Origin of the sequence: Pseudomonas sp. NPDC078416 (assembly GCF_050268485.1) — a bacterium.
In the GTDB taxonomy this organism is placed as follows: Bacteria; Pseudomonadota; Gammaproteobacteria; order Pseudomonadales; family Pseudomonadaceae; genus Aquipseudomonas.
On record NZ_JBNNGV010000003.1, the window covers coordinates 89,644 to 109,036 of the forward strand.

19 protein-coding genes are annotated in these 19,393 nt (G+C 62.4%); 3 read left to right on the plus strand and 16 right to left on the minus strand.

What is annotated here, in order from left to right; translation table 11 throughout:
• Nucleotides 1-4 precede the first annotated feature (4 nt).
• Nucleotides 5-2,263 carry a molybdopterin cofactor-binding domain-containing protein gene (locus tag ACQKEN_RS05930; protein WP_427684361.1) on the minus strand — a complete coding sequence of 753 codons (2,259 nt, stop codon included), beginning with the start codon at nt 2,261-2,263 and terminating at the stop codon, nt 5-7.
• A gap of 77 nt (nt 2,264-2,340) precedes the next feature.
• Nucleotides 2,341-2,793 (minus strand): (2Fe-2S)-binding protein, encoded by a 453-nt coding sequence (locus ACQKEN_RS05935; protein ID WP_427684363.1) that lies wholly within the window; start codon nt 2,791-2,793, stop codon nt 2,341-2,343.
• Nucleotides 2,794-3,262: 469 nt separating this feature from the next.
• Here ACQKEN_RS05935 and ACQKEN_RS05940 point away from each other — a divergent pair, with 469 nt between their 5' ends.
• Both ACQKEN_RS05940 and ACQKEN_RS05945 read left to right on the plus strand, forming a co-directional pair.
• Complete coding sequence (locus ACQKEN_RS05940) at nt 3,263-3,787, plus strand: cyclophilin-like fold protein (RefSeq protein ID WP_427684365.1); 525 nt, start codon at nt 3,263-3,265, stop codon at nt 3,785-3,787.
• Between the two features lie 180 nt (nt 3,788-3,967).
• On the plus strand, nt 3,968-4,360 hold the full coding sequence (locus tag ACQKEN_RS05945) for a hypothetical protein (protein WP_427684367.1): 393 nt from the start codon (nt 3,968-3,970) through the stop codon (nt 4,358-4,360).
• Nucleotides 4,361-4,473: 113 nt separating this feature from the next.
• Here ACQKEN_RS05945 and ACQKEN_RS05950 read toward each other — a convergent pair whose 3' ends face one another.
• The 14 genes from ACQKEN_RS05950 to ACQKEN_RS06015 all read right to left on the minus strand — a co-directional run bounded on the left by ACQKEN_RS05950 (nt 4,474) and on the right by ACQKEN_RS06015 (nt 18,023).
• Nucleotides 4,474-5,667 (minus strand): MFS transporter, encoded by a 1,194-nt coding sequence (locus ACQKEN_RS05950; RefSeq protein WP_427684369.1) that lies wholly within the window; start codon nt 5,665-5,667, stop codon nt 4,474-4,476.
• Between the two features lie 190 nt (nt 5,668-5,857).
• Complete coding sequence (locus ACQKEN_RS05955) at nt 5,858-6,763, minus strand: LysR family transcriptional regulator (RefSeq protein WP_427684371.1); 906 nt, start codon at nt 6,761-6,763, stop codon at nt 5,858-5,860.
• A gap of 168 nt (nt 6,764-6,931) precedes the next feature.
• Nucleotides 6,932-7,717: a carboxymuconolactone decarboxylase family protein gene (locus ACQKEN_RS05960; protein ID WP_427684373.1), complete on the minus strand. Its 786-nt coding sequence runs from the start codon at nt 7,715-7,717 to the stop codon at nt 6,932-6,934.
• Nucleotides 7,714-8,196, minus strand: coding sequence for a (R)-mandelonitrile lyase (locus ACQKEN_RS05965; RefSeq protein WP_272631773.1), 483 nt, complete (start codon nt 8,194-8,196; stop codon nt 7,714-7,716). Before ACQKEN_RS05965 ends, ACQKEN_RS05960 begins: the two co-directional genes overlap by 4 nt.
• A gap of 156 nt (nt 8,197-8,352) precedes the next feature.
• Nucleotides 8,353-8,880 carry an AAA family ATPase gene (locus ACQKEN_RS05970; RefSeq protein WP_427684585.1) on the minus strand — a complete coding sequence of 176 codons (528 nt, stop codon included), beginning with the start codon at nt 8,878-8,880 and terminating at the stop codon, nt 8,353-8,355.
• 750 nt (nt 8,881-9,630) lie between these two features.
• Nucleotides 9,631-9,981, minus strand: a complete 351-nt coding sequence (locus ACQKEN_RS05975; RefSeq protein ID WP_407073248.1) for a RidA family protein — start codon at nt 9,979-9,981, stop codon at nt 9,631-9,633.
• A gap of 37 nt (nt 9,982-10,018) precedes the next feature.
• Nucleotides 10,019-11,209 carry an NAD(P)/FAD-dependent oxidoreductase gene (locus ACQKEN_RS05980; RefSeq protein ID WP_427684375.1) on the minus strand — a complete coding sequence of 397 codons (1,191 nt, stop codon included), beginning with the start codon at nt 11,207-11,209 and terminating at the stop codon, nt 10,019-10,021.
• Nucleotides 11,202-12,596, minus strand: a complete 1,395-nt coding sequence (locus tag ACQKEN_RS05985) for an FAD-dependent oxidoreductase (protein ID WP_427684376.1) — start codon at nt 12,594-12,596, stop codon at nt 11,202-11,204. Before ACQKEN_RS05985 ends, ACQKEN_RS05980 begins: the two co-directional genes overlap by 8 nt.
• On the minus strand, nt 12,593-12,961 hold the full coding sequence (locus ACQKEN_RS05990) for a (2Fe-2S)-binding protein (RefSeq protein WP_427684378.1): 369 nt from the start codon (nt 12,959-12,961) through the stop codon (nt 12,593-12,595). The genes ACQKEN_RS05985 and ACQKEN_RS05990 overlap by 4 nt, the downstream gene beginning before the upstream one ends.
• A complete protein-coding gene (locus ACQKEN_RS05995; protein ID WP_427684380.1) occupies nt 12,951-14,093 on the minus strand; it encodes an NAD(P)/FAD-dependent oxidoreductase in 1,143 nt (380 codons plus the stop codon). Before ACQKEN_RS05995 ends, ACQKEN_RS05990 begins: the two co-directional genes overlap by 11 nt.
• Nucleotides 14,090-14,887, minus strand: a complete 798-nt coding sequence (locus ACQKEN_RS06000; RefSeq protein ID WP_427684382.1) for an ABC transporter permease — start codon at nt 14,885-14,887, stop codon at nt 14,090-14,092. The genes ACQKEN_RS05995 and ACQKEN_RS06000 overlap by 4 nt, the downstream gene beginning before the upstream one ends.
• A gap of 6 nt (nt 14,888-14,893) precedes the next feature.
• Nucleotides 14,894-15,766 carry an ABC transporter permease gene (locus ACQKEN_RS06005; RefSeq protein ID WP_427684384.1) on the minus strand — a complete coding sequence of 291 codons (873 nt, stop codon included), beginning with the start codon at nt 15,764-15,766 and terminating at the stop codon, nt 14,894-14,896.
• Nucleotides 15,753-16,826: an ABC transporter ATP-binding protein gene (locus ACQKEN_RS06010; RefSeq protein ID WP_427684385.1), complete on the minus strand. Its 1,074-nt coding sequence runs from the start codon at nt 16,824-16,826 to the stop codon at nt 15,753-15,755. Before ACQKEN_RS06010 ends, ACQKEN_RS06005 begins: the two co-directional genes overlap by 14 nt.
• A 108-nt stretch (nt 16,827-16,934) precedes the next feature.
• The gene (locus tag ACQKEN_RS06015; RefSeq protein ID WP_427684386.1) at nt 16,935-18,023 is read right to left on the minus strand and encodes an ABC transporter substrate-binding protein; all 1,089 of its coding nucleotides are present in this window, start codon (nt 18,021-18,023) and stop codon (nt 16,935-16,937) included.
• A gap of 222 nt (nt 18,024-18,245) precedes the next feature.
• Between ACQKEN_RS06015 and ACQKEN_RS06020 the strand changes: the two genes are divergently transcribed.
• The gene (locus tag ACQKEN_RS06020) at nt 18,246-19,136 is read left to right on the plus strand and encodes a LysR substrate-binding domain-containing protein (RefSeq protein ID WP_427684388.1); all 891 of its coding nucleotides are present in this window, start codon (nt 18,246-18,248) and stop codon (nt 19,134-19,136) included.
• Nucleotides 19,137-19,393: the final 257 nt, after the last annotated feature.

The window sequence follows — 19,393 nt, forward strand, 5'->3', positions numbered from 1 at the left end:
CTTATCAGGTATCGAATGTGTAAGTCGAAAGCGGCATGCTGCGAATCCGCTGTCCGGTGAGGTGCGACACGGCATTGGCGACTGCCGGTGCGACGGCAGGCAGTGGAGGTTCACCGATCCCGCCCATCGTGGCGCCGCTTTCAATCACCTTGACGTGTACGTTGGCCATCAGATCCGGCGGCAGGATTCGGTACAGATCGTAATTGCGCGCCACGGGCATGCCGTTTTTGTAGACGGCTTGTTCCACGAGTGTCTGGGACAGGCCGAGGGCAACCGCGGAATTCACCTGCGCGTCAACGATGGCCGGGTTGACGATGCTGCCGGGATCGATCGCTTGCCAGATGTCGTGGACCTTCACCTTGCCGTGTTCAATCGACACCTCGGCGATCACAGCGGTCTCCGTACCAAAAGGCGACGCCATCGCTACGCCACGGGCGCGCCTGGAGCCATCTTCAGCGGTAAAAGGCCCGCGCTTCCAGCCACCGGACAACGCGGCCACCTGTTGCAGGATGTGAATCAGCCGGTCGTTGCCCCGGAGCAGCTTCAGGCGCATTTCGTAAGGGTCCACTTTCCCCGTATCCGCCAGCTCGTCCAGAAACGCTTCATAGAGAAAGTCGTTGATCGAGTTGCCCACCGACCGCCAATAGCCCAACGCAACGTGGGTCTGCTGGTACAACTGCGCGATGCGTTTGTGAGGAATGTCGTAGCTCTTGCCCGTCAACCCTTCAAGCGCCGTGGGGTCAAGTTGGGCGCCGTGCTTGTTGGCAATGCCTTCCGTGGGTCCTTCGGTGACGCTGATCGCTTCAATCGCCACCGGCATGCCTTGAGCGTCCACCGCGCCGCGAAAACGCACCACCGCCAGTGGCCGCAGCACGTCGCGAAGAAACTCCTCCTCGCGACTCCAGATGACTTTCACCGGTCTGCCGACTGCCTTGGCCAACTGAATGGCCTGAGGGTAGGGAGAGGCATTCGGGTAGAGAAAATGCCGGCCGAAAAATCCCCCCAGCAGTGGCGAATGCAGCGTTATGCGGGACGGGTCGAGCCCCGTCTGTTTGGCGATGTCCGCCAGGAACAGATCAGGGGCCTGATTGGGCAGCCACACCTCAAGACCGCCTGCCTCATCGAAGCGCGCCAATGCTGACGGCGGCTCCAGCTGAGCATGATTCAGGTTCTGGGTGTGATAGACCGCGCTGACGGTTTTGCCGGCACCGCTGATGGCACTGCCGACGTCGCCTTTTGTCTCGGCCGTCTCGCCCTTCCCCGCGAGCTCGCCCAGATGCTTGACGAAGGCTCCGGAAGAGAACTCGGCGGACATGTAACGCGCAGTGGACTGCGGACCTGGCTCGAGCCAATCGACCTGCAGCGCCTCAACGGCGCGCTTGGCAATCCACCAGCGATCGGCAACCACGGCCACCGCTCCGGACAACCGCTCCACGGCGTGCACGCCCTTGAGCTGCCGAACGTGAGTCTCGTTGCGCAGGCTGCCTACCTCGAGCCCCAGCCTCGGCGCGTGCTGCACCGCCGCGTAGAGCATGTTCTCGACGCTGGCATCGATGGTGTACATCGCCTTGCCCGTGGACTTTTCACGCACATCAATGCGTTGAACAGGCTTGCCGATCCAGCGAAACTGCGCGGGATCGCGGAGCGCAATGGCGTCGGTATCCGGAACAGGTAGAACGACCGCTGCCGTGGCCAGTTCTCCATAGGTCGCGCTGCGTCCTGACGGTTGATGGATGACCTTGCCTGGCTCGGTCGTCAACTGCTGGACCGGAACTTTCCATTCATTGGCGGCCGCCTGCATCAGCATCAGGCGCCCCGCCGCGCCCAGCTTGCGCATCGTTGTGTAGCTCGAACGAACCGAGTTGCTGCCGCCGGTGAAGCGCCCGCCTTTCTCCATCACCTTGTAGTCATCTCCGGGCGGTGCGTTTTCCACCACGAACTTCGCGGGATCCAGGTCAAGCTCTTCGCCGATGATTTGCGCCAGGGCGGTGAAGATGCCCTGCCCGCCTTCGATGAAAGGGCTCAGCAAGCGCGCTGTATTGTCCGGCCTGATCTCCAGAAACGCCGGTACACGGGTTCCGGGCACGAGGGGCTTGGGCACCTGCGCCGCGCGGGCCGGCTGGATCGGGATGCCGAAACTGATGACCAATGCGCCAGCCGTCAGCCCTGCAGAGGCCAGGAGGAATTTTCGTCGAGAGACGTTCACAGGCTTATCGTCGGAGCATTCGCCGTCGTGGGCTGGAGCGTGCTTTGGGTTCGTCATGTGCTGCCTTGTTGTTGACGCATCTGTGTCTCGGGCAATCAGGACCGGCCTGATCACATGTAGAAACGCGTGCCCGGTCAGAACTCGCCGGCTGCCAGTTCGTGAATCGCGGTCTTGATCGCGTTGTAGGTGCCGCAGCGGCACAGGTTGGTCATCGCTCCCGCGATTTCGGCATCGGTGGGATGAGGCGTGCGTTTGAGCAACGCCGTGGCCGCCATGACCTGTCCGGATTGGCAGTAACCACATTGAGCCACCTGATGCTTGACCCAGGCGGCAACCACGCGCTGGCCAAGGGCGTCGCTTTCGATGGACTCGATGGTGCGTATCTCGCGGCCGACCACGCCCTCGACCGGGGTGACGCAGGAGCGTACGGCCATTCCGTCCACCATGACCGTGCAGGCGCCGCACTGCGCCAGCCCGCAACCGAATTTGGTGCCGGTCAAACCCAGGTCTTCACGAATCAGCCACAGCAACGGCGTTTCCGGGGCCGCGTCTACTTGATACGTTGACCCATTGACTTTTAACTCCACGGCGAGGCTCCTCTGTGCAGCAAAACGCGCCGGGCATATCGACGGCGGCTTGTTCCTGTTGTAAATACAAGGCATCAGCCTGATGCACTTAGCCTAAGCGATTAAAGGTCACTCGATTGCAGTGCTTTGTTCAAAGCAATACTGAGCCATGTTCATCTGTGCCAGTCAGAGCGCGACCCTGACCAACAGGCTGATTGACACTTATATACAGGTTTCGCGACTTAAATAATCATCCCGAGGACCACTGGAGCGCTCTATCCTGCAACGTTTCGGCATTAGTGAAGTTTGTTCACAGAAGCATGCTGGAGACCGGCCTAGTTCGGCCGTTAAGCCGGGCGTAGATTGCCGTGAGATCAGGCGTCCAGCGTAAGTTATTAAAGTCGAAAAGTTGAAATCGCCGACCGCTTGATTCACTAATCCCTGATTCACTTGCCCGTGAATCATTCCATTGCATAAGGTGCCCCACAGTATGCGCGACCATCAGTTCGGCCTCTTCACTCACGCTCATGCCGGGGGCACACGAGAGCTGACGCGCGCCTTCGGACTTCTGTTCGGCCTGGCCGCCTTCAGCGAAGCCAATGCGTCGCCGCTGAGCAGCGCGCGCGCTGCCCCACAGGCCTCGTCAATCACGGCGCAGCAAACCGCGTCGCGCATCTGGATGACCGTTCGCGACACGCGCTTTGAGATTGCCCTGGCCAATACCCAGGCAGCCCGGGAGTTTGCCGCCCTGCTGCCACTCTCCCTTGATATGCCCGACCTCAACAACAACGAGAAACACGCCGAGCTCCCCAAAGCGCTCACTACGAATGCTACCCGGCCCGGCACGATCCACAGCGGTGACCTGATGTTGTACGGGTCGCAAACCCTGGTCGCTTTTTACGTCACCTTCCCTTCGTCTTATTCCTACACCCGCTTGGGCCGCGTGGATGACCCTGCCGCACTGGCGCGCCTGGTTGGCAGCGATGACGTACGGATCAGCTTCTCAAAACAATAACGTCCGATCACTTATTCCAGACGTCTACGCATCGCAGCGGCCGACGTCTGAATAACGCTTTTATAACGAGCGCACCCACGTGGCGATTTGAATATGGCGGCGCCTGCCGTCCTGTTCTGACGTCGCTGACGAACAGGGGTTTGCTTTAAATACTTAACACTCTTAGTTAACAGGTAACCCATGAAACTAAAGACACTTGCCGCCTGGATGACGGTCTCGGTGCTGGCCGGTTGTGCCACTGGAACAACAAGTCCTGAACCTGGAAAGTCCATCGTCAACATAGAGGCCCATGCGGGAGACGACATGATCGCAAGGCGTCTCGATGGAAATCAGGCCCAACATTTGAATCACTTCATTGTTTCACCGGGCAGGCATTCGATGGAACTGGGGATTGTGATGATCGGTTATCAGAATAGCCATCGTCGTTGCACGGCGACCCTTGACTACGCCAACTTCGCGGCCGATCAGCGCTATACATTGGTACAGAGCCGAGCAGACGGCGAGGTCAAGGTGTCGCTGATGGACAGTGGTGGCGTTGCGGTGGCTCAAGCCGGCAAGGTGCCTTGTCTTTAACCAGCCAATCAGTCCTCTACGCATTGCAAACCGAATCGAGGGTGGCATCCAGCGAATGTCTGGATGCCACCCCTGAGGCACTGCCTGCGAGGGCGCAAGCGCTTAAAACCGGCTTAGCCGCGCAAGCGACTGCCATTCCCCACGATCAACGCACCCAGCACCAGCAATGCGGCAGCGCCCATGAACGTCGCGGCAATGGAGACGTGATCCAGCAGCAGTCCACCTAAGGCGCCACCGAGCATGATCGACAACTGAATTGCCGCGACCAGCAAACCGCCACCGCTTTCCGGGTCATCACTGACGCTTTTGCTGAGCCAGGTTGACCAGGCCACGGGAATGGCCGCGTTCAGCCCGCCCCAACAGACCATCGCCACGGCGACGCCAGGCTTGAGGTGGCCGAATAGCAGCATCAACAGCGTCACCGCCGCCAGCAGCAATGGCAGCCAGCGTAATAGCGCATACATCCGCTCATTCACCAGCGCCGTCCCCGCATAGGTGCCGGCAAAGCCCGCCACACCGAGCCCCAGCAGAAACAGCGACAGCTGCGGGGTGGTCGCTTGCGTATAGGTTTCAAGGAAGGGTCGAAAGTAGGTGAACGCCGAAAACGCACCGGCGAAGGTCAACATCACCGCCACCATGCCGAACGCCACGTGACGACGACGCAGCAGCGCAAACAATTGACGGACCGAGCCCGCCGACTTGGGCGGCATGGACGGGAGGCTGATCCATTGCCACAGCAGGTTGATCAGCACCAGCGGGACCAGCCCCCAGAACACGCCTCTCCAGCCGATGATGCCGCCCAGGTAGCTGCCGATGGGTGCAGCAAAGGCCGTGGCGATGGCGTTGCCGGTGAAGATGATGCCGAGGGCCTTGGGCACGGTATCGGAAGGAACGAGCCGCATGACGGTCGCCGTGGACAGTGCCCAGAATCCGCCGATGGCGATCCCCAGCACGGCGCGCGCAATCATCAGGACCAGGAAGCTCGGCGCCTCGGCAATCAGGATCAACGAGGCCAGCATCAGACTGGTCAAGCCGATCAACACGTAGCGACGATCAATGCGCCCGGCGATGACCGACATGAACAGGCTGGTGACGACGGCAAACAGTCCCGAAATCGAGATCGCCTGGCCGGCCATCCCCTGGGTCGCTCCGAGGTCCGAGGCAATCGGTGTCAGCAGGCTGACCGGCATGAATTCGGATGAAATGAGCATGGCCACGCACATGGCCATGGCACCCACGGCGCTCCATACACCTCGATCAGGCCTGGCTATTTCAGGCTCGACTCTTTGTAGCTCAGCAGTACGCATTGATGCCCTCGACACGTGTCCGGCCCGTGCAATCGCCTCACGCCAGGGTGATGTGCGACGAGCGCCGGTTTTGATGGATTGAGTGGCGTCACGGTACAGGCGACGTCAGCCTTCGCCTATCGGGGTGCGTGTGATGCGGTGATGAGCAATGTTCACTAATGAAGAGAACCAGGGCGCCTCGCCGTCGTGGTCACCCCAGCGGCGCGATGTCCCGGATCATGTCGATCAGCAGACGCAGCCCCAGCGGTTGTTGGCGATAGCTGGAATAGTAAATGTGGAAACCCGGACTCACACTCGCCCAATCCTCAAGCACCAACTCAAGGGCACCGCTCTGCACGTAGGGCGCGAGGATCGGTTCGGCGGCGTAGATCAGTCCACTGCCCGCGCAGGCCAGTGCAATCGCCATCCGCGTCTCATCGAGAATCACGCCACCGAAGACCGGGACCGCGAGCTGAACGCCTTCTTTTTCGAACTCCCAGTCGTATATCTTGCCGGTGCCGACCTTGAACTTGAGGCAGCGGTGTTGCTTCAGGTCCTCAGGGTGAACGGGGGTGCCCCATTTGCGCAGATAGTCGGGCGTGCCGGCGACCACCCAGCGCACGTCCGGGGACAGACGGTGCGCGATCATCCCTTCGGGCACCGTCGCGCCAAAGCGCATGCCGGCGTCGAAGCCGCCCTCCACGACATCGACCATGCTGTTGGAGATCGAAATATCCACTTCGATGTCCGGGTAACGCTCACCGAACAGCGGTAATACCGGCGCCAGCAGCAACAGCGCGGCGTCGCTGAACACATTCAGCTTGATCCTCCCCGCGGGCTCGTCCCGGTAACGGTTGAGCACTTCCATGGCCTGGTCGATGCGGTCGATGGGCTCACGGATCGACGCCAGCAACTCCTGACCCGCCGCAGTCAAGGTGACATTGCGGGTGGTCCGGTTCAGCAAGCGCACGCCAAGCCTGGCTTCCAGCGCCTTGATCGCATGGCTGAGGGCCGAAGGACTGATGCCGACCTCCAACCCCGCACGGCTGAAACTCAAATGCCGGGCAACGGCCAGGAAGTACATGAAGTCGGCGAGGTTGGCACGGGTGAGCTGCATCATCTACCTACGCAAGGGCTTCTCGAAACGGCAAGGGGACGGGTTGACCCCGAACACGCGGATTGGGCGGAGTATATCCGGGTTAGCCGCCCGCTTTAGGTGAACGTAGGTCATGAGTGAGCTGAGCGTGACTCAGCAGTTAGTGCGGTTATGCCACGTGCTTGGCCCCTACCCGGCCCTGCTGGCAAACACACTCTTGAACACCGGGACCGCTGAAAACACGTTCGGCCATCCGGCATAGAACGCCAATTGGGTGAGCATTTCCGAGGCCTGAGGTTGCGTCAGGCCGTTATCCATCGCGCGATTGAGGTGAAAGCCCACCTGCCCCACCTGTCCGTTGGCGACCAGCGCGCTGACGGTGATGAGACTGCGGTCACGGGGCGCCAGGCCCGGGCGTAACCAGAGGTCGTTGAACAGCGCCACCGTCGTGTAATGAACAAGCCCCGGGGATGTAGTCCCCACGGCCTCATCCACCTTGACCACCCGATCGGCTTCAACGGCCTTGTCGATTTGCAGCAGGACCGGAGAGACCGGTGCCAGTTGATCGGCGCTGATGTGATGGCGAGCGAACACCTCCTGGGCGATGAGGACCGTCGCCGTCGCATTGCCCCAGCCTGTGTAGAACGCCAGGTGATTGATCGCTTCGGAAAGCTCGACGGGCTTTACGCCGTTCTTCAGCACCAGATCAAAGTGATAATCCATCTCCACCGTCTGACCCCGCGCGATGAGCACGGCCACCGTGACCAGGCTGCGGTCACGGGGCGACAGTCCGGGTCGCTTCCACACTTCATCGATTAACAGCGAGGCGGTGCTGTTCGCAAATGCCGGCGAGACCGCGCGTGCATCGGCGGGTGTCGGGACGGCAGGAAGCCTGGACGTCGATGGCTTGGTCTGGACGGCACATGCCGCGAGTTGGACGCAGAGCAGAGCCAGTGCCAGTCGGGTAAGGATCATCGGGAGGCCTCGTACTGGGCATCGGAAACGGGCTCCATCCATTCCACATTCTTGCCATCGAGGAATTCCTGGATCGCCATGTGGGTCATGCCTGTCTGTGCCGTGGCGCCGTGCCAATGCTTGACGCCCGGCGGCGTCCAGATGACGTCCCCCGGACGAATCACCTGTTTCTCCCCGCCTTGCTGCTGCACCCAGCCCGTGCCTGCGGTCACCACCAGCGTTTGCCCCAACGGGTGCGTGTGCCAGGCGGAACGCGCACCCGGCCCGAACGTGACATAGGCCGCCGAGACCCGGGACGGCTCATTCGCGGAGACCAATGGATCGATGCGCACCGTGCCGACAAACATCGCCGGGCTCCCGAGAATCGAGGCTTGCGAGCCGTTCGGGACGAGGGTCATGGCGGGCGTGCTGCCGTCCGCCTGAGCGTTGGCGACCATCAGCATCATCACCAGTGTCGAGAGTGCTGCAACTGCGTTCATGGGCGAGCTCCTGGGTGAAAGAGGTTTGGCCTTCAACCTAATTCACGCGTTACCGATGTACTACAGGGCCCTGTGACAAAGAGCAGTGAGCGATGCTCATGAATCCCTGTTCGGAAATGCTGGTTGCTGTGCCGGTGCTCATCACTACGAGCGACGTTAGCCTTGGTCAGGGGTAAATAAATCAGACCGTTTCAAGTAATCGGCAATCGCCGCCATTGCCTGCGCCGGGGAATTGAGCGCGGTATCGACCGTGAAGGGTTCTCTCTCCCAAGGCTCATACTCATGATTCAAGACGGATTGCCAGGTGGGAGGCGCCAGCCCCGGGATATCGATCTGCCTGGTCTCCACCCTGCGTCGATGCTCCGTCATGTCGGAACAGATGATCTGAAGGTTCGCCAATGGCGCGCCAGAGCGAGAGGATATAGCGCTCCACGCTCTGCGGCTTTCCATCACGGGATTCACACAGTCGACAACCACCGAGCCGCCCAAACCAAGGTTGCTGGCCGCCAACTCGTAGGCGATCAGATAACCCGTGCGGCCTACATCCCGCGCAAAATCCGCCGAATCACGAAGGGCTTGTTCGATCGTATCGATGCGCACATAAACGGCACCCAGCGTTGCGGCCAGACCTTTGGCGATGGTCGTCTTACCGGTACCGGGCAGACCACTGAAGACGATGAGCATCTGATACTCCCCATAGGATGTACTGATAAAGCAGGCTAATTTACTCATAGGAGGGATGCCAGCGCCGCCAGTGGTGTTCAAGATCAAATAAATCAGACCTTTTGCATACGACATATTGAGTTGAGCTCTCTTCCAAAGCTGCCCCACCCAGGAAGCCCACATGACGCTGACCGCCTCCGGCCTGATCGATCTGGCCTTGTCCAACCCGGTCAACGCTCCCACGCCAGCGCCTCGAATTGGCGCCAGACTAAAGTAAAGCCGCCCCCTTCAAAAAGCATGACGTCAAATTACCGACTGCCAATCAACGTCCAAATTCAAAGAAAACCCGAAAGCGTCATATTCCCGACGAAATGCATCGTTGCCGCATTGCCACAGGCCGTCACGTCCCCTCAAAATCGCCTCACACCCGCTGTCCCGCGCCGTGATTTGCCTAAAAGGAATGTGAGCAATGAAGAGCATCTTCGTGGTTGTAATGACTATGTGTTCCGGTGGGGAAGGATGCCTGGACGAGAGCCAGCCGACGGCGTATTCGACCCGCGCGGAGTGCATGGAGAGTGTTGCCCTGATGCCCACCCGAAGGGGCATCAAATACCGCTGTTCATCAGTGCCCCAGGTGCTGATCACGCAACAGCGTCGCGCGACCCCCAACCACCTTGTCACCAACGCTGCCGAAGCGTCTGTCCGCCCTTGAGCGACAACGCCGGGACGGGAATCAACCCGGCCCGGCGCAGTATCCACACCGCCAGTTGATCAGCCTGCGGCTACCACGGTGATCTCCACCAGCAAATCCGGCGCTGCCAGACGTGATTCCACGGTCGCGCGTGCGGGTGCGTGACCTTCCGGCGCCCAGGCGTCCCAGACTTCATTCATGCCCGCGAAATTCGCCGCGATGTCCGACAGCCAGACCTGTGCGGTGAGAATCCGCGTTTTGTCCAGGCCCGCCTTGGCCAGGTAGTTGTCGATCTTTTCCAGCACTTGCGCGGTCTGTCCCTTGATATCGAGGGTGCGATCCGTCGCCGTCTGGCCGCCGAGGAAGGTAAAGCCGTTGCACTGCACGACGCGGCTCATGCGTTGGTTGGTTTCGATACGGTTGATTTCCAGCATGTGAACTCCTGATGGGTTGCGAGGGTGAAAGGAATTAACGGGCAACTAAAGGTAAGTGGGTCGGGATGTGGGAGCCGCTTGAACGCGGCTCATCGAGCCTTGCGGTATCAAAACGTCCTATGTCGAACGCCTCCAGCGAAATGTCCGAGTGCTCGCCAAGGATCTGCTGCGCCAGGCGCTTGCCGGTGCCGGGGCCCATCTGGAAACCACTGCCGCAGAATCCGAACGAGTAACTGAGGTTACTGGCCTTGCGGCTCGCGCCAATCACCGGCAAGTCGTCAGCGGTAAACGCTTCGACACCGGCCCAGACGCGATTGACGCCCAGGTGCTTGAGGTGGGGAAACAGGTCGGTGACGGTCCTCGCGCTGATGCCGAGGCGCGCCAGATCCACTTCGCCGTGGCGCGCCGGGAAATCCACGCTGCCAATCAGCTTGCCGCCAATCACCACCGTGCCGTTGGCAAATTGCTTGAAGGACAGCGAGCGACCGGTCGCCCCCAGCACCGGCGCGCAAAACGGCGCGACGCGGTGAGTGACCATCAGCATCAGGCCCTCGGGATGAGCCGGTACCGATTCGCCGACTTGTTCAGCCAGCTCCCGCGCCCAGGCACCGGCGGTGATGACCAGATGCCCGGCGCTGAACACCCCGGCGGGCGTGGTGACCTGCCACTCACTGCCGCGTTGCTCGATGCGCTGGGCTGGCGTCGTTTCAAGCACCTTCACGCCGAGCTTTTCCGCCGCCAGCCGAAAGCTCGTCACGGTTCTGTAGGGAATGGCATAACCGTCATCCTTGACCCAGATGCCGCCCACCACATGCCGGGCGACGGTAGGAATAATCTCGAACACCTGTTGAGCGTCGATCAGCACTTCGTGGGTGAAACCCAGGCGCTGCAAGTGGTCGACGCGCTGTCGGCATTCGTCGAGTTCGGCGGCGGTTTCCGCGAGTTTGAGTTGGCCGCTGGGCACGAAGCCGCCGTCATCGCCCAGCGTCTGCGCAAGGTCGTGCCAGAGGGCGCGCGATGACAACGCCAAAGGGATTTCCGCATCGTGACGGCCGAGGGTGCGCACCCCGCCGGCGTTGACCCCGGATGCATGGCGACCGCAGTAATCAGCCTCCAGCACCGTGACCTCGACACCGCGCTGGGCCAGATGCAATGCGGTGCTCAGGCCATGGATGCCGCCGCCTATCACCAGCACGTCGCTGTGCCTTGAGCGTGCCTCACTCACCGGCCAATTCTCCCAGGGTAATGGGCTTGATCGGCGGGCGAATGCGGTAGTAACCGACTTCCGCCGCCGACACGCCCCTCGCCTTGGCGATCACTTCCGTCACCGTCAGCCCGCACATCCGCCCCTGACACGGCCCCATGCCGCAGCGGCCAAAGGATTTGGCCTGATTGGGGCCGGCGCAACCCAGGGCGACAAACTTGCGCAGGTCCCCCGCCGTCACTTCCTCGCAGCGGCACACGATGACCTCATCGGCGGGAATGCGGTTCGCTTCTTTCGGCTGATAAAGCGCATCGAGAAACGGCCGGATGCGCAGGTTCAACGCCAGCTTTTCACGCAGCGGCCCGGCGCGTTCATCACGCTGACCGGTATCGAACCTGCCCAGTTGCTTCGCAATCCCCAGCGCCGCCAACTCGCCCTGCAGGGCCGCGGCCTGGGCACCGCCGATACCGGCGCCGTCACCGGCGACGAACAGCCCCGGCACGTCCAGCTCACCCCACGGGTCGACCACCGGGCTGAAGCACAACTGATCGACGTCCCAGACATGACGTGCGCGCAACGACTGACTGAATTGAATGTTCGGCACCACGCCCTGATGCAGCAGCACGCAACGCGCGTCGATGCGCTGAGGCTTTCCGGCCACGCTGAAGGTCAACGCGCTGGCCGCTTCGTCACCTTCGATGGCCAACTGTTCGGCGCCGGTGTGGTGCGGGATGCGGGCGCTGCGCAGGCTGCGCATCAACTCCAGGCCCTTGCGCAAATACGGCCAGGCGCGCAACGCCTCGAACAGATGACGCCGGGCGCGCCAGTAGTCTTCCGGCCGCGTGGTGTCGACCAAGGCCTTGATGGGCACGCCGGCGCGCAGGTATTGCCAGCCAAGCAGGTACAACAGCGGGCCGCAACCGGCCAGCACCACCGGCTCGGTCGGCGCCAGCCCTGCACTTTTCAGCAGAATCTGCGCGGCGCCTGCGCTCATGACGCCCGGCAAGGTCCAGCCTGGAATGGGAAACGGCCGCTCCATGGCGCCGGTGGCCAGCAACACAGCCTTGGCCTGCAGCGTGCGCAGACGCCCGTCGCGCAGGTAACTGACCTGATGATCCCGGGTCACTTGCCAGACCGCCGCGCCTTTTTCATAGCGCACCGACGAAGACGCCAAGGCCTGGGCGAGCACGTTGCCGTGGGCGTAATCCGCGCCGAGCAGGTCCCGTCGCGACAGCGGCGCGAGGGTGATGCCGCGATAAATCTGCCCGCCCGGGCTGCCCTGCTCGTCCAGCAACACCACCTGCAAACCGAACCCGGTCAGCGCGACCGCGCCTGCCATGCCGGCGGCACCTGCGCCCACGACGACCACGTCCACAGCGTCCACGACACCGCCAAAAAGATCATTCATGGCTGCACCTCGACGGTCTGCACACTGGGGGTCTGCGCATCGCCGGCCTGAAAAATCAGGTCGCGCGCGCCCTCTTGGGAGCGGATGCGCATGCCCTCCGCCACGTCGATCAGGCAGCTCTGGCGATTGGGCACGCCGTCGATGTCCACCAGGCACTCGAAGCACACGCCCATCATGCAATACGGCGCCCGGGGCGATTCGCTCACCGGCGTCGCGCGGAAACGGTTAATGCCCGACATCAGCAGTGCTGCTGCCACGCTAATACCCGCCGGCACCTCGAGGGATTGGTCGTTGAAGCTGAGGCTGACAGTCCGCGTCGACCTGACTTCACTCGTGACCGTTTGGAACAGCGGATCAGTGCGCATGGGAAAACACCTTGTCAGTCAGGAAACGCTCACCGGCGAATGCGCCGAGCTCGTCAGGCATGGCGCCGCCCATTACCCAGGGCGCGATGCGCAGGGCATGGGCAGCCGCCAGGGTCACGCCGCTGTGGCACGTCACCACGAAGGCGCCGGGGTGGCTGGCCGATTGCTGATAAATGGGGAAGCCATCGGGGCTCAGCACGCGCAGCGCCGCCCAGGCCCGAATCAGGCGCACTTCACGCAGCAGCGGAAAGGTCGCGACGCCACGCCGGGCGATGGCTTCGAGCACTTGGGTGGAGGTGCTGTCGTCGTAGCCCACCGCCTCCATGGAATCGCCCAGTTGAACCGTGCCTTCGTCGGTCTGCCGGACATGGACCGTCGGGTGATCGAGAAACGGCCGCACCCGCTCGCTGACCAGGACCTGGCCGCGATTAGGCGCCACCGGCGCATGCAGGCCCACCTGCCGGGCCAGCCCTGGATTGCCCAGCCCGGCCGCCAGCACCACCCGAGGCGCGATGAAGCGTTGAGTGCCGGCGGTGACGCAGAACTCACCGGTGGCGCCGTCGATGCGATCCACCTGAATACCGCCGTGAAATCGCGCCCCCTTGTCCTGGGCCGAGGTGTGCAGCGCGCGCAGCAGTTTCAGCGGATTCACGTGGCCATCCAGAGGCGTATAGCTGGCGCCCACCACGGACGGTCCGATCAGCGGCAAGCGCGCCTTGAGGTCGGCGGCGTCAAGCATCTGAAAGGGATACTCGCCGAGGGCGTCCTGCAGGGTTTGCAGGCGTGATTGTCGCTCGATCAACTCGTCGTCGCTGAAACACATATGGAAACCACCGGGCTGATGGAGCTGCACGTCTACCCCGCTGTCGGCCATCAGCGCCCGGGCGAAGTCCGGCCAGCGGGTCGCCGACGACTGCGTCCAGCGCGAGTAGTCCGGCAGGTCGTGGCCCTTGCCCTGGACCCAGACCAGACCGAAATTGCCCCGCGAGGCACGAAACGCATCATCGCCCTGGTCCAGTACCACGGTGTCGGCGCCGCTGCGGGCCAGGCCGTAAGCCACTGCCGTGCCCACCAGCCCGCCGCCGATGACGATCACCTCCGCCTGAATGACGCTCTGTGTGCCCTGGCTCATTTGCCTTCTCCAATCAACACCCGGTCCAATCCGACCATGCGGTCCAATATCAGCATCAGCAGCAAAGTACCGACGATCAGCACCGTCGAGACTGCGGTGATAAGCGGGTCGATGGTCTGGGAAATCTGGTTGTACATCGCCACCGGCAGCGTGGTGGTGCCCGGCGTTGCGACGAACACGGTCATGGTCAGTTCGTCGAAGCTCTGGATGAACGCCAGCATCCAGCCGCCGACCACGCCGGTGCGAATCCGCGGCAGCACCACCCGGTAAAACGCCGTCCAGCGACTGGCACCGAGTGATAGCGCGGCGTGCTCGATGTCCCGCTCAAGACCGATGGTCGAGGCCAGGGTCAGGCGCAATGCGTAGGGCAGCACGACGATGACGTGGGTCAGTGTCAGCGCCCAAAACGACCCGCCGATCTGCGCCAGGGAAAAGAAACGCAGGAACGCGATGCCGAGCACCACTGACGGAATCATCAGCGGCGACAGCAGAAACCCGGTCACCGCGCCCCGGCCGGGAAATTCATAACGGCTGATAGCCAGCGCCGCCGGGATCGCCAGCAACGCGGCAATGGTCGCCGAGGCCAGGCCGAGCTTGATCGACAGCGCGAAGGCATCGAGCATTTCCTGGTTGTCCGCCAGCGGCCGAAACCAGCGCAACGACAGGCCGTCGGTGGGCAGCGACAGGTAACCCTTGCTGGTGAACGCCATGGCCATCACCACCACCAGCGGTGCAACGATGAACGTGACGAACAGGGCATGGAACAGCAGCGAGAAAAATCCGTTCTTGTGCATGGTCGGCTACTCGAAGACTTGCTTGAAACGGCGCTCGGCCAGTTTGCTGCAACCCAGAATGATGATCAGATTCGCCAGCAGCAGAAGCATCGCGATGGCCGCGCCGAGGGGCCAGTTGAGGGTGCCGAGAAACTCGTCGTACGCCGCCGTGGCCACCACTTTCAGGCGTCGGCCGCCGATGATCGCCGGGGTGGCGAAAGCCGACGCGGCCAAGGCGAAGACGATGATCGAGCCCGACAGCACGCCGGGCATGATCTGCGGCAGGATGATCCGGCGAAACACCGTCAGCCGCGATGCGCCAAGGGACAGGCCCGCCCACTCCACTTGAAGGTCCAGCCGTTGCAGGGTCGCCCAGACCGCAATGACCATGAACGGCACCAGCACGTGGGTCAGGGCGATCACCACGCCGACTTGGGTAAACAGCATTTTTACCGGTTGCTCAGTGATGCCCAAGGCTTGCAGGGCATCGTTGATCAGGCCGTTGTTGCCCAGCAGAATCGCCCAGCCCAGGGTCCGCACCACCACGGAAATCAGCAGCGGCCCCAACACCACCAGCAGGAACAGCGAACGCCAGCGCGGCGCCATGCGCGCAATGATGATGGTTTCCGGAATGCCCAGCAGCACGCACAACACCGTGACCGCGAGGGCCATGCCGCCGGTGCGCAGGAAAATCTCGTGGAAGTAATCGTCCTTGAACACCTCCAAGTAGTTGCCAAGGCTGTACCTCGGCACCACGCCGTCGGTGTCGCTGAACAGGTTCAATGACAGCACGGCGGTCAGAAGCAAGGGCGCCAGCAACAGCGCGATGAACACCAGCAACGCCGGCCCGCTGAGTAGCCAAGGCGCCACGCCCACCCGTTCGGCGTCATACCTGGCCATGGGCGACCTCCCGATCGAGCAGGCGCAGGTCGTCATCCGACCAGTCCAGCCCGACTTCGCTGCCCTCCTCCGGCGGCGGCGTACCGAGGTTTGGCAGGGTCATGTGCACCAGCCCAAGGCGGCTTTCCACCGCCATCAACCACAGATTGCCGAGGAACACCCGCAGCCTGACGCGCCCTGAAAACCGCCCGCTGCCCAGCGCCACCAGCCGGATTTTCTCCGGGCGGATGTAGACGTTGACGTCATTGCCCAGCGCGCGGTCTTCGTGGGGCACGTGCATCAGCGTGTCGTGGACCTGCACGTGGCAACAACGGTCGTTGCGCAGTTGTACCGCGCCGGCGAAGGCGTTGGTCTTGCCGAGGAACGCCGACGCGAAGGGCGAATGGGGCCGCTCGTAGGCTTCAAAAGGCGTGTCGATCTGCACGATGCGGCCCTTCTGCATCACCGCGATGCGGTCGCTCATGGTCATCGCTTCGACCTGATCGTGGGTCACCAGAATGGTAGTGATGCCCAGCTCGCGCTGAATCGCCCGCAGTTCGATGTGCATCTCTTCGCGCAGCTTGGCGTCGAGGTTGGACATGGGCTCATCAAGCAGCAGCAGGTTCGGGCGGATCGCCAGTGCGCGGGCAATCGCCACCCTCTGGCGCTGGCCGCCCGACAGCGCTTTCGGGTAACGCTCACCGAGGCCGGCGAGGCGCACCAGATCCAGCGCTTCGTCGACGCGCTTGCCGCGCTCGGCTCTGGGTACGCCGCGCATCTCCAGGCCGAAGCTAATGTTCTGCGCCACGGTCATGTGCGGAAACAGCGCATAGCTCTGAAAGACGATGCCCAGCCCGCGCTGTTCGGGGGGCACGTGGGTGATGTCGCGGCCGTCGAGGACGATCCGGCCTTCGGTGGGCTGCACGAAGCCTGCGATGGACTGCAGCGTGGTGGTCTTGCCGCACCCGGACGGGCCGAGCAAGGCGATGAACTCGCCATGCCGGACTTCCAGGTTCAAACCGTCAATGGCCCTGAACGTGCCGTAGGTCTTGACGATGCCTTCGAGGGTGAGAAATGCCATGGGCGTGCCACGCAGGCGGACCTGCGTCTCCAGAAGGGTGCTCGGGAAGATCGGCGCGTACGTCGATCGGCGACTGTCGATCAGCGAAAGGGATCGGTAGATCGACCGCTAGCGCTCGACGGTGCGGTTCCAGCGCGTGGTCCACTCGCTGCGCTGCGGGTTGATGGCTTCCCAATCGACCTTGATCAGCGCGTTGACCTTCTCCGGCCCGTACGGCATGCGCGCGGCGACATCATCCGGCAGCTTGACGGTCTGGTTCACCGGCGCAAAACCATTCTCCCGCGCCTGGATTTCCTGCACTTCTGGTGACAGCACGTACTGAATGAATGCCTGGGCCAGTTCGGATTGCGCGTTGGGGGTCACGCTGCACGCGGCGACCTGCAAGGCGATGCCGCCTTCCTTCGGGTAAATAAACTTGAGCGGAAAGCCGGTGCCCTGCAACGCCACGGCCCGGCCGCTGCCGTACACGGCCATGACGATGTCGCCGTTCTGCATCATGCCGTCCATCTCGCCCGGCGCCGAGACCCACGCCAGCACGTTGGGGCCGATTTCATCCTTCAACGCCTTGAAGCCGGGATCGATATTTTTCTCGCCGCCGCCCCTCAGCCGGGCCATTTCCACCAGCGTGTGCAGGCCATAGGTATTGGTCACCGGCGGCATGCCGAGCAGCTGCTTGAAGCGTGGGTCGGTGAGGTTTTCCCAGGAATCCGGTGCCGCCCAGCCGCGCTTCTTGAAGGCCTCTTCGTTGTAGCCGATGCCGGTGGCCACCACGCCAATCCCCGTGGCTTCTGGGCTCAGCCGTGCCAGCGGATAGAGGTCGTTGTAAATCGGCGCGTCGCTGAGTTTTTCGCACAGGCCCATCTGCAACGCCTGATACATCGGGCCGTCGTCCATCATCGCGACGTTGATCTGCTGACGGCCTTTCTGCGCCTGCAGCTTGGCCAGGGTCTCCGTGGAGTTGCCGGCAACGTAGACGACTTTGACGTTGTGCTGTTTTTCGAAGGCCGGGATGACGCGGTTCTTGTACATCTGCTCGGTGGAGCCGCCGACCCCGGCCACGTACAGCGTGGTCTCGGCGAAGGCCGGCATGCTGCCGATGGCAGCGAGCGTCAGGGCGACCGTTATGGCGCTGCCCACGGCACTGCGATGGAAGGGACGAAACGGTCGTGCTGCTGAGGGAAGGTCAAGGCTATTCACAGACTATCTCCGAAGTGCATGGGGGCAGATCGAACAATGCGTCAGTCGCTTCGGCATGACCCGAAGCCTTGCATGCGGCGTGCATGCTCCCGGCGAATCCATCGCGGGGTGGCGCATCTTCATGTGCGCTATGGGTGGCTGGTTCGAGTATTGCGACGGCCCCTCCATATGGTCAAATACGGATATCCGCCTTAGTTATTCATATTTGATATGGAGCGCGCCATGAACCTAAGACAGATCGAGGCCTTCCGCAGCGTCATGCGCCTGGGTTCCATGACTGCGGCGGCGGAGGTGCTGTTCACCTCGCAGCCCAACATCAGCCGGTTGATTGCACAACTGGAACTGAGCACCGGGCTGACCCTGTTCAAGCGTGCTGGCGTCAGGCTGATTCCGACCCAGGAGGGTCAGGCGTTCTTTCAAGAGGTCGAGCGGGCCTATGTCGGGCTGGACAGCCTCAAGCTGTCGGCCAAAAACATCCGCAACCTGGGCACGGGGCGCTTGCGGGTGGCGGCGGTGCCTTCCACCGGGCTGAGCATGATTCCCCGGGTGCTAAAGGCGTTTACCGAAACGCGACCGGAGTTGACCGTGTCGCTGCACGTGAACTCCTCGCCCACCGTCGAGCAGTGGGTGAAGTCGCAGTTCTGCGACGTGGGGATTGTGGTGCACCCCGGCGATGTCGACAGTCAGCAGATCGAGCTGCTCAGTGAAGTGGCAGCAGTGTGCGTGTTGCCGGCGTCCCATCCCCTGGCAAGCCGAGCGGAGATCACCTTCACCGACTTGGAAGGCGAAACCTTTGTTTCCCTGTGCCACGGCGACGGCACCCGCGCGCTGGTCGATGGCCTGTTCGAGCAGGCCGGGGTGGAACGGGTCATGACCGTGGAAGCGCAGTACAGCGCGATCAATTGCGAGATGGTGGCGCTGGGCATGGGCATCACCCTCGCCCACCCCCTGGTGGCCCGGGACTATCGCCACCGCGACATTGTCATCCGCCCGTTTGTGCCGCAGATCCTCTTCCCCACCTACGTCATGTGGGCACCGGCCCAGACGCGGACGAAATTGTCCGAAGAATTCGTTGATACGCTGAAGGCGTTCTACCGGGACATCGTTTTTTAGGAGCACGCCGCGGCAGCGCCCTCTTCAGACACCAATCGACTGTAGGAGCGTGGCTTGTCCCGCGATCTGGCGCGCAGCGGCAGCATTCCAGGCGCCGCATTCCGTCAGGCGAAGCGGGTCCAAAGGTTTCACGACCGGTCCCCGGCTGATCGCGGGACAAGCCACGCTCCTACAGAACGTGCGTGCGCCGCGTGCTTAGGGTTCCAGAGATTTATTGGAGGACGGCGGGAGCAGCGTTCAATGCCCGGCATAAAAAA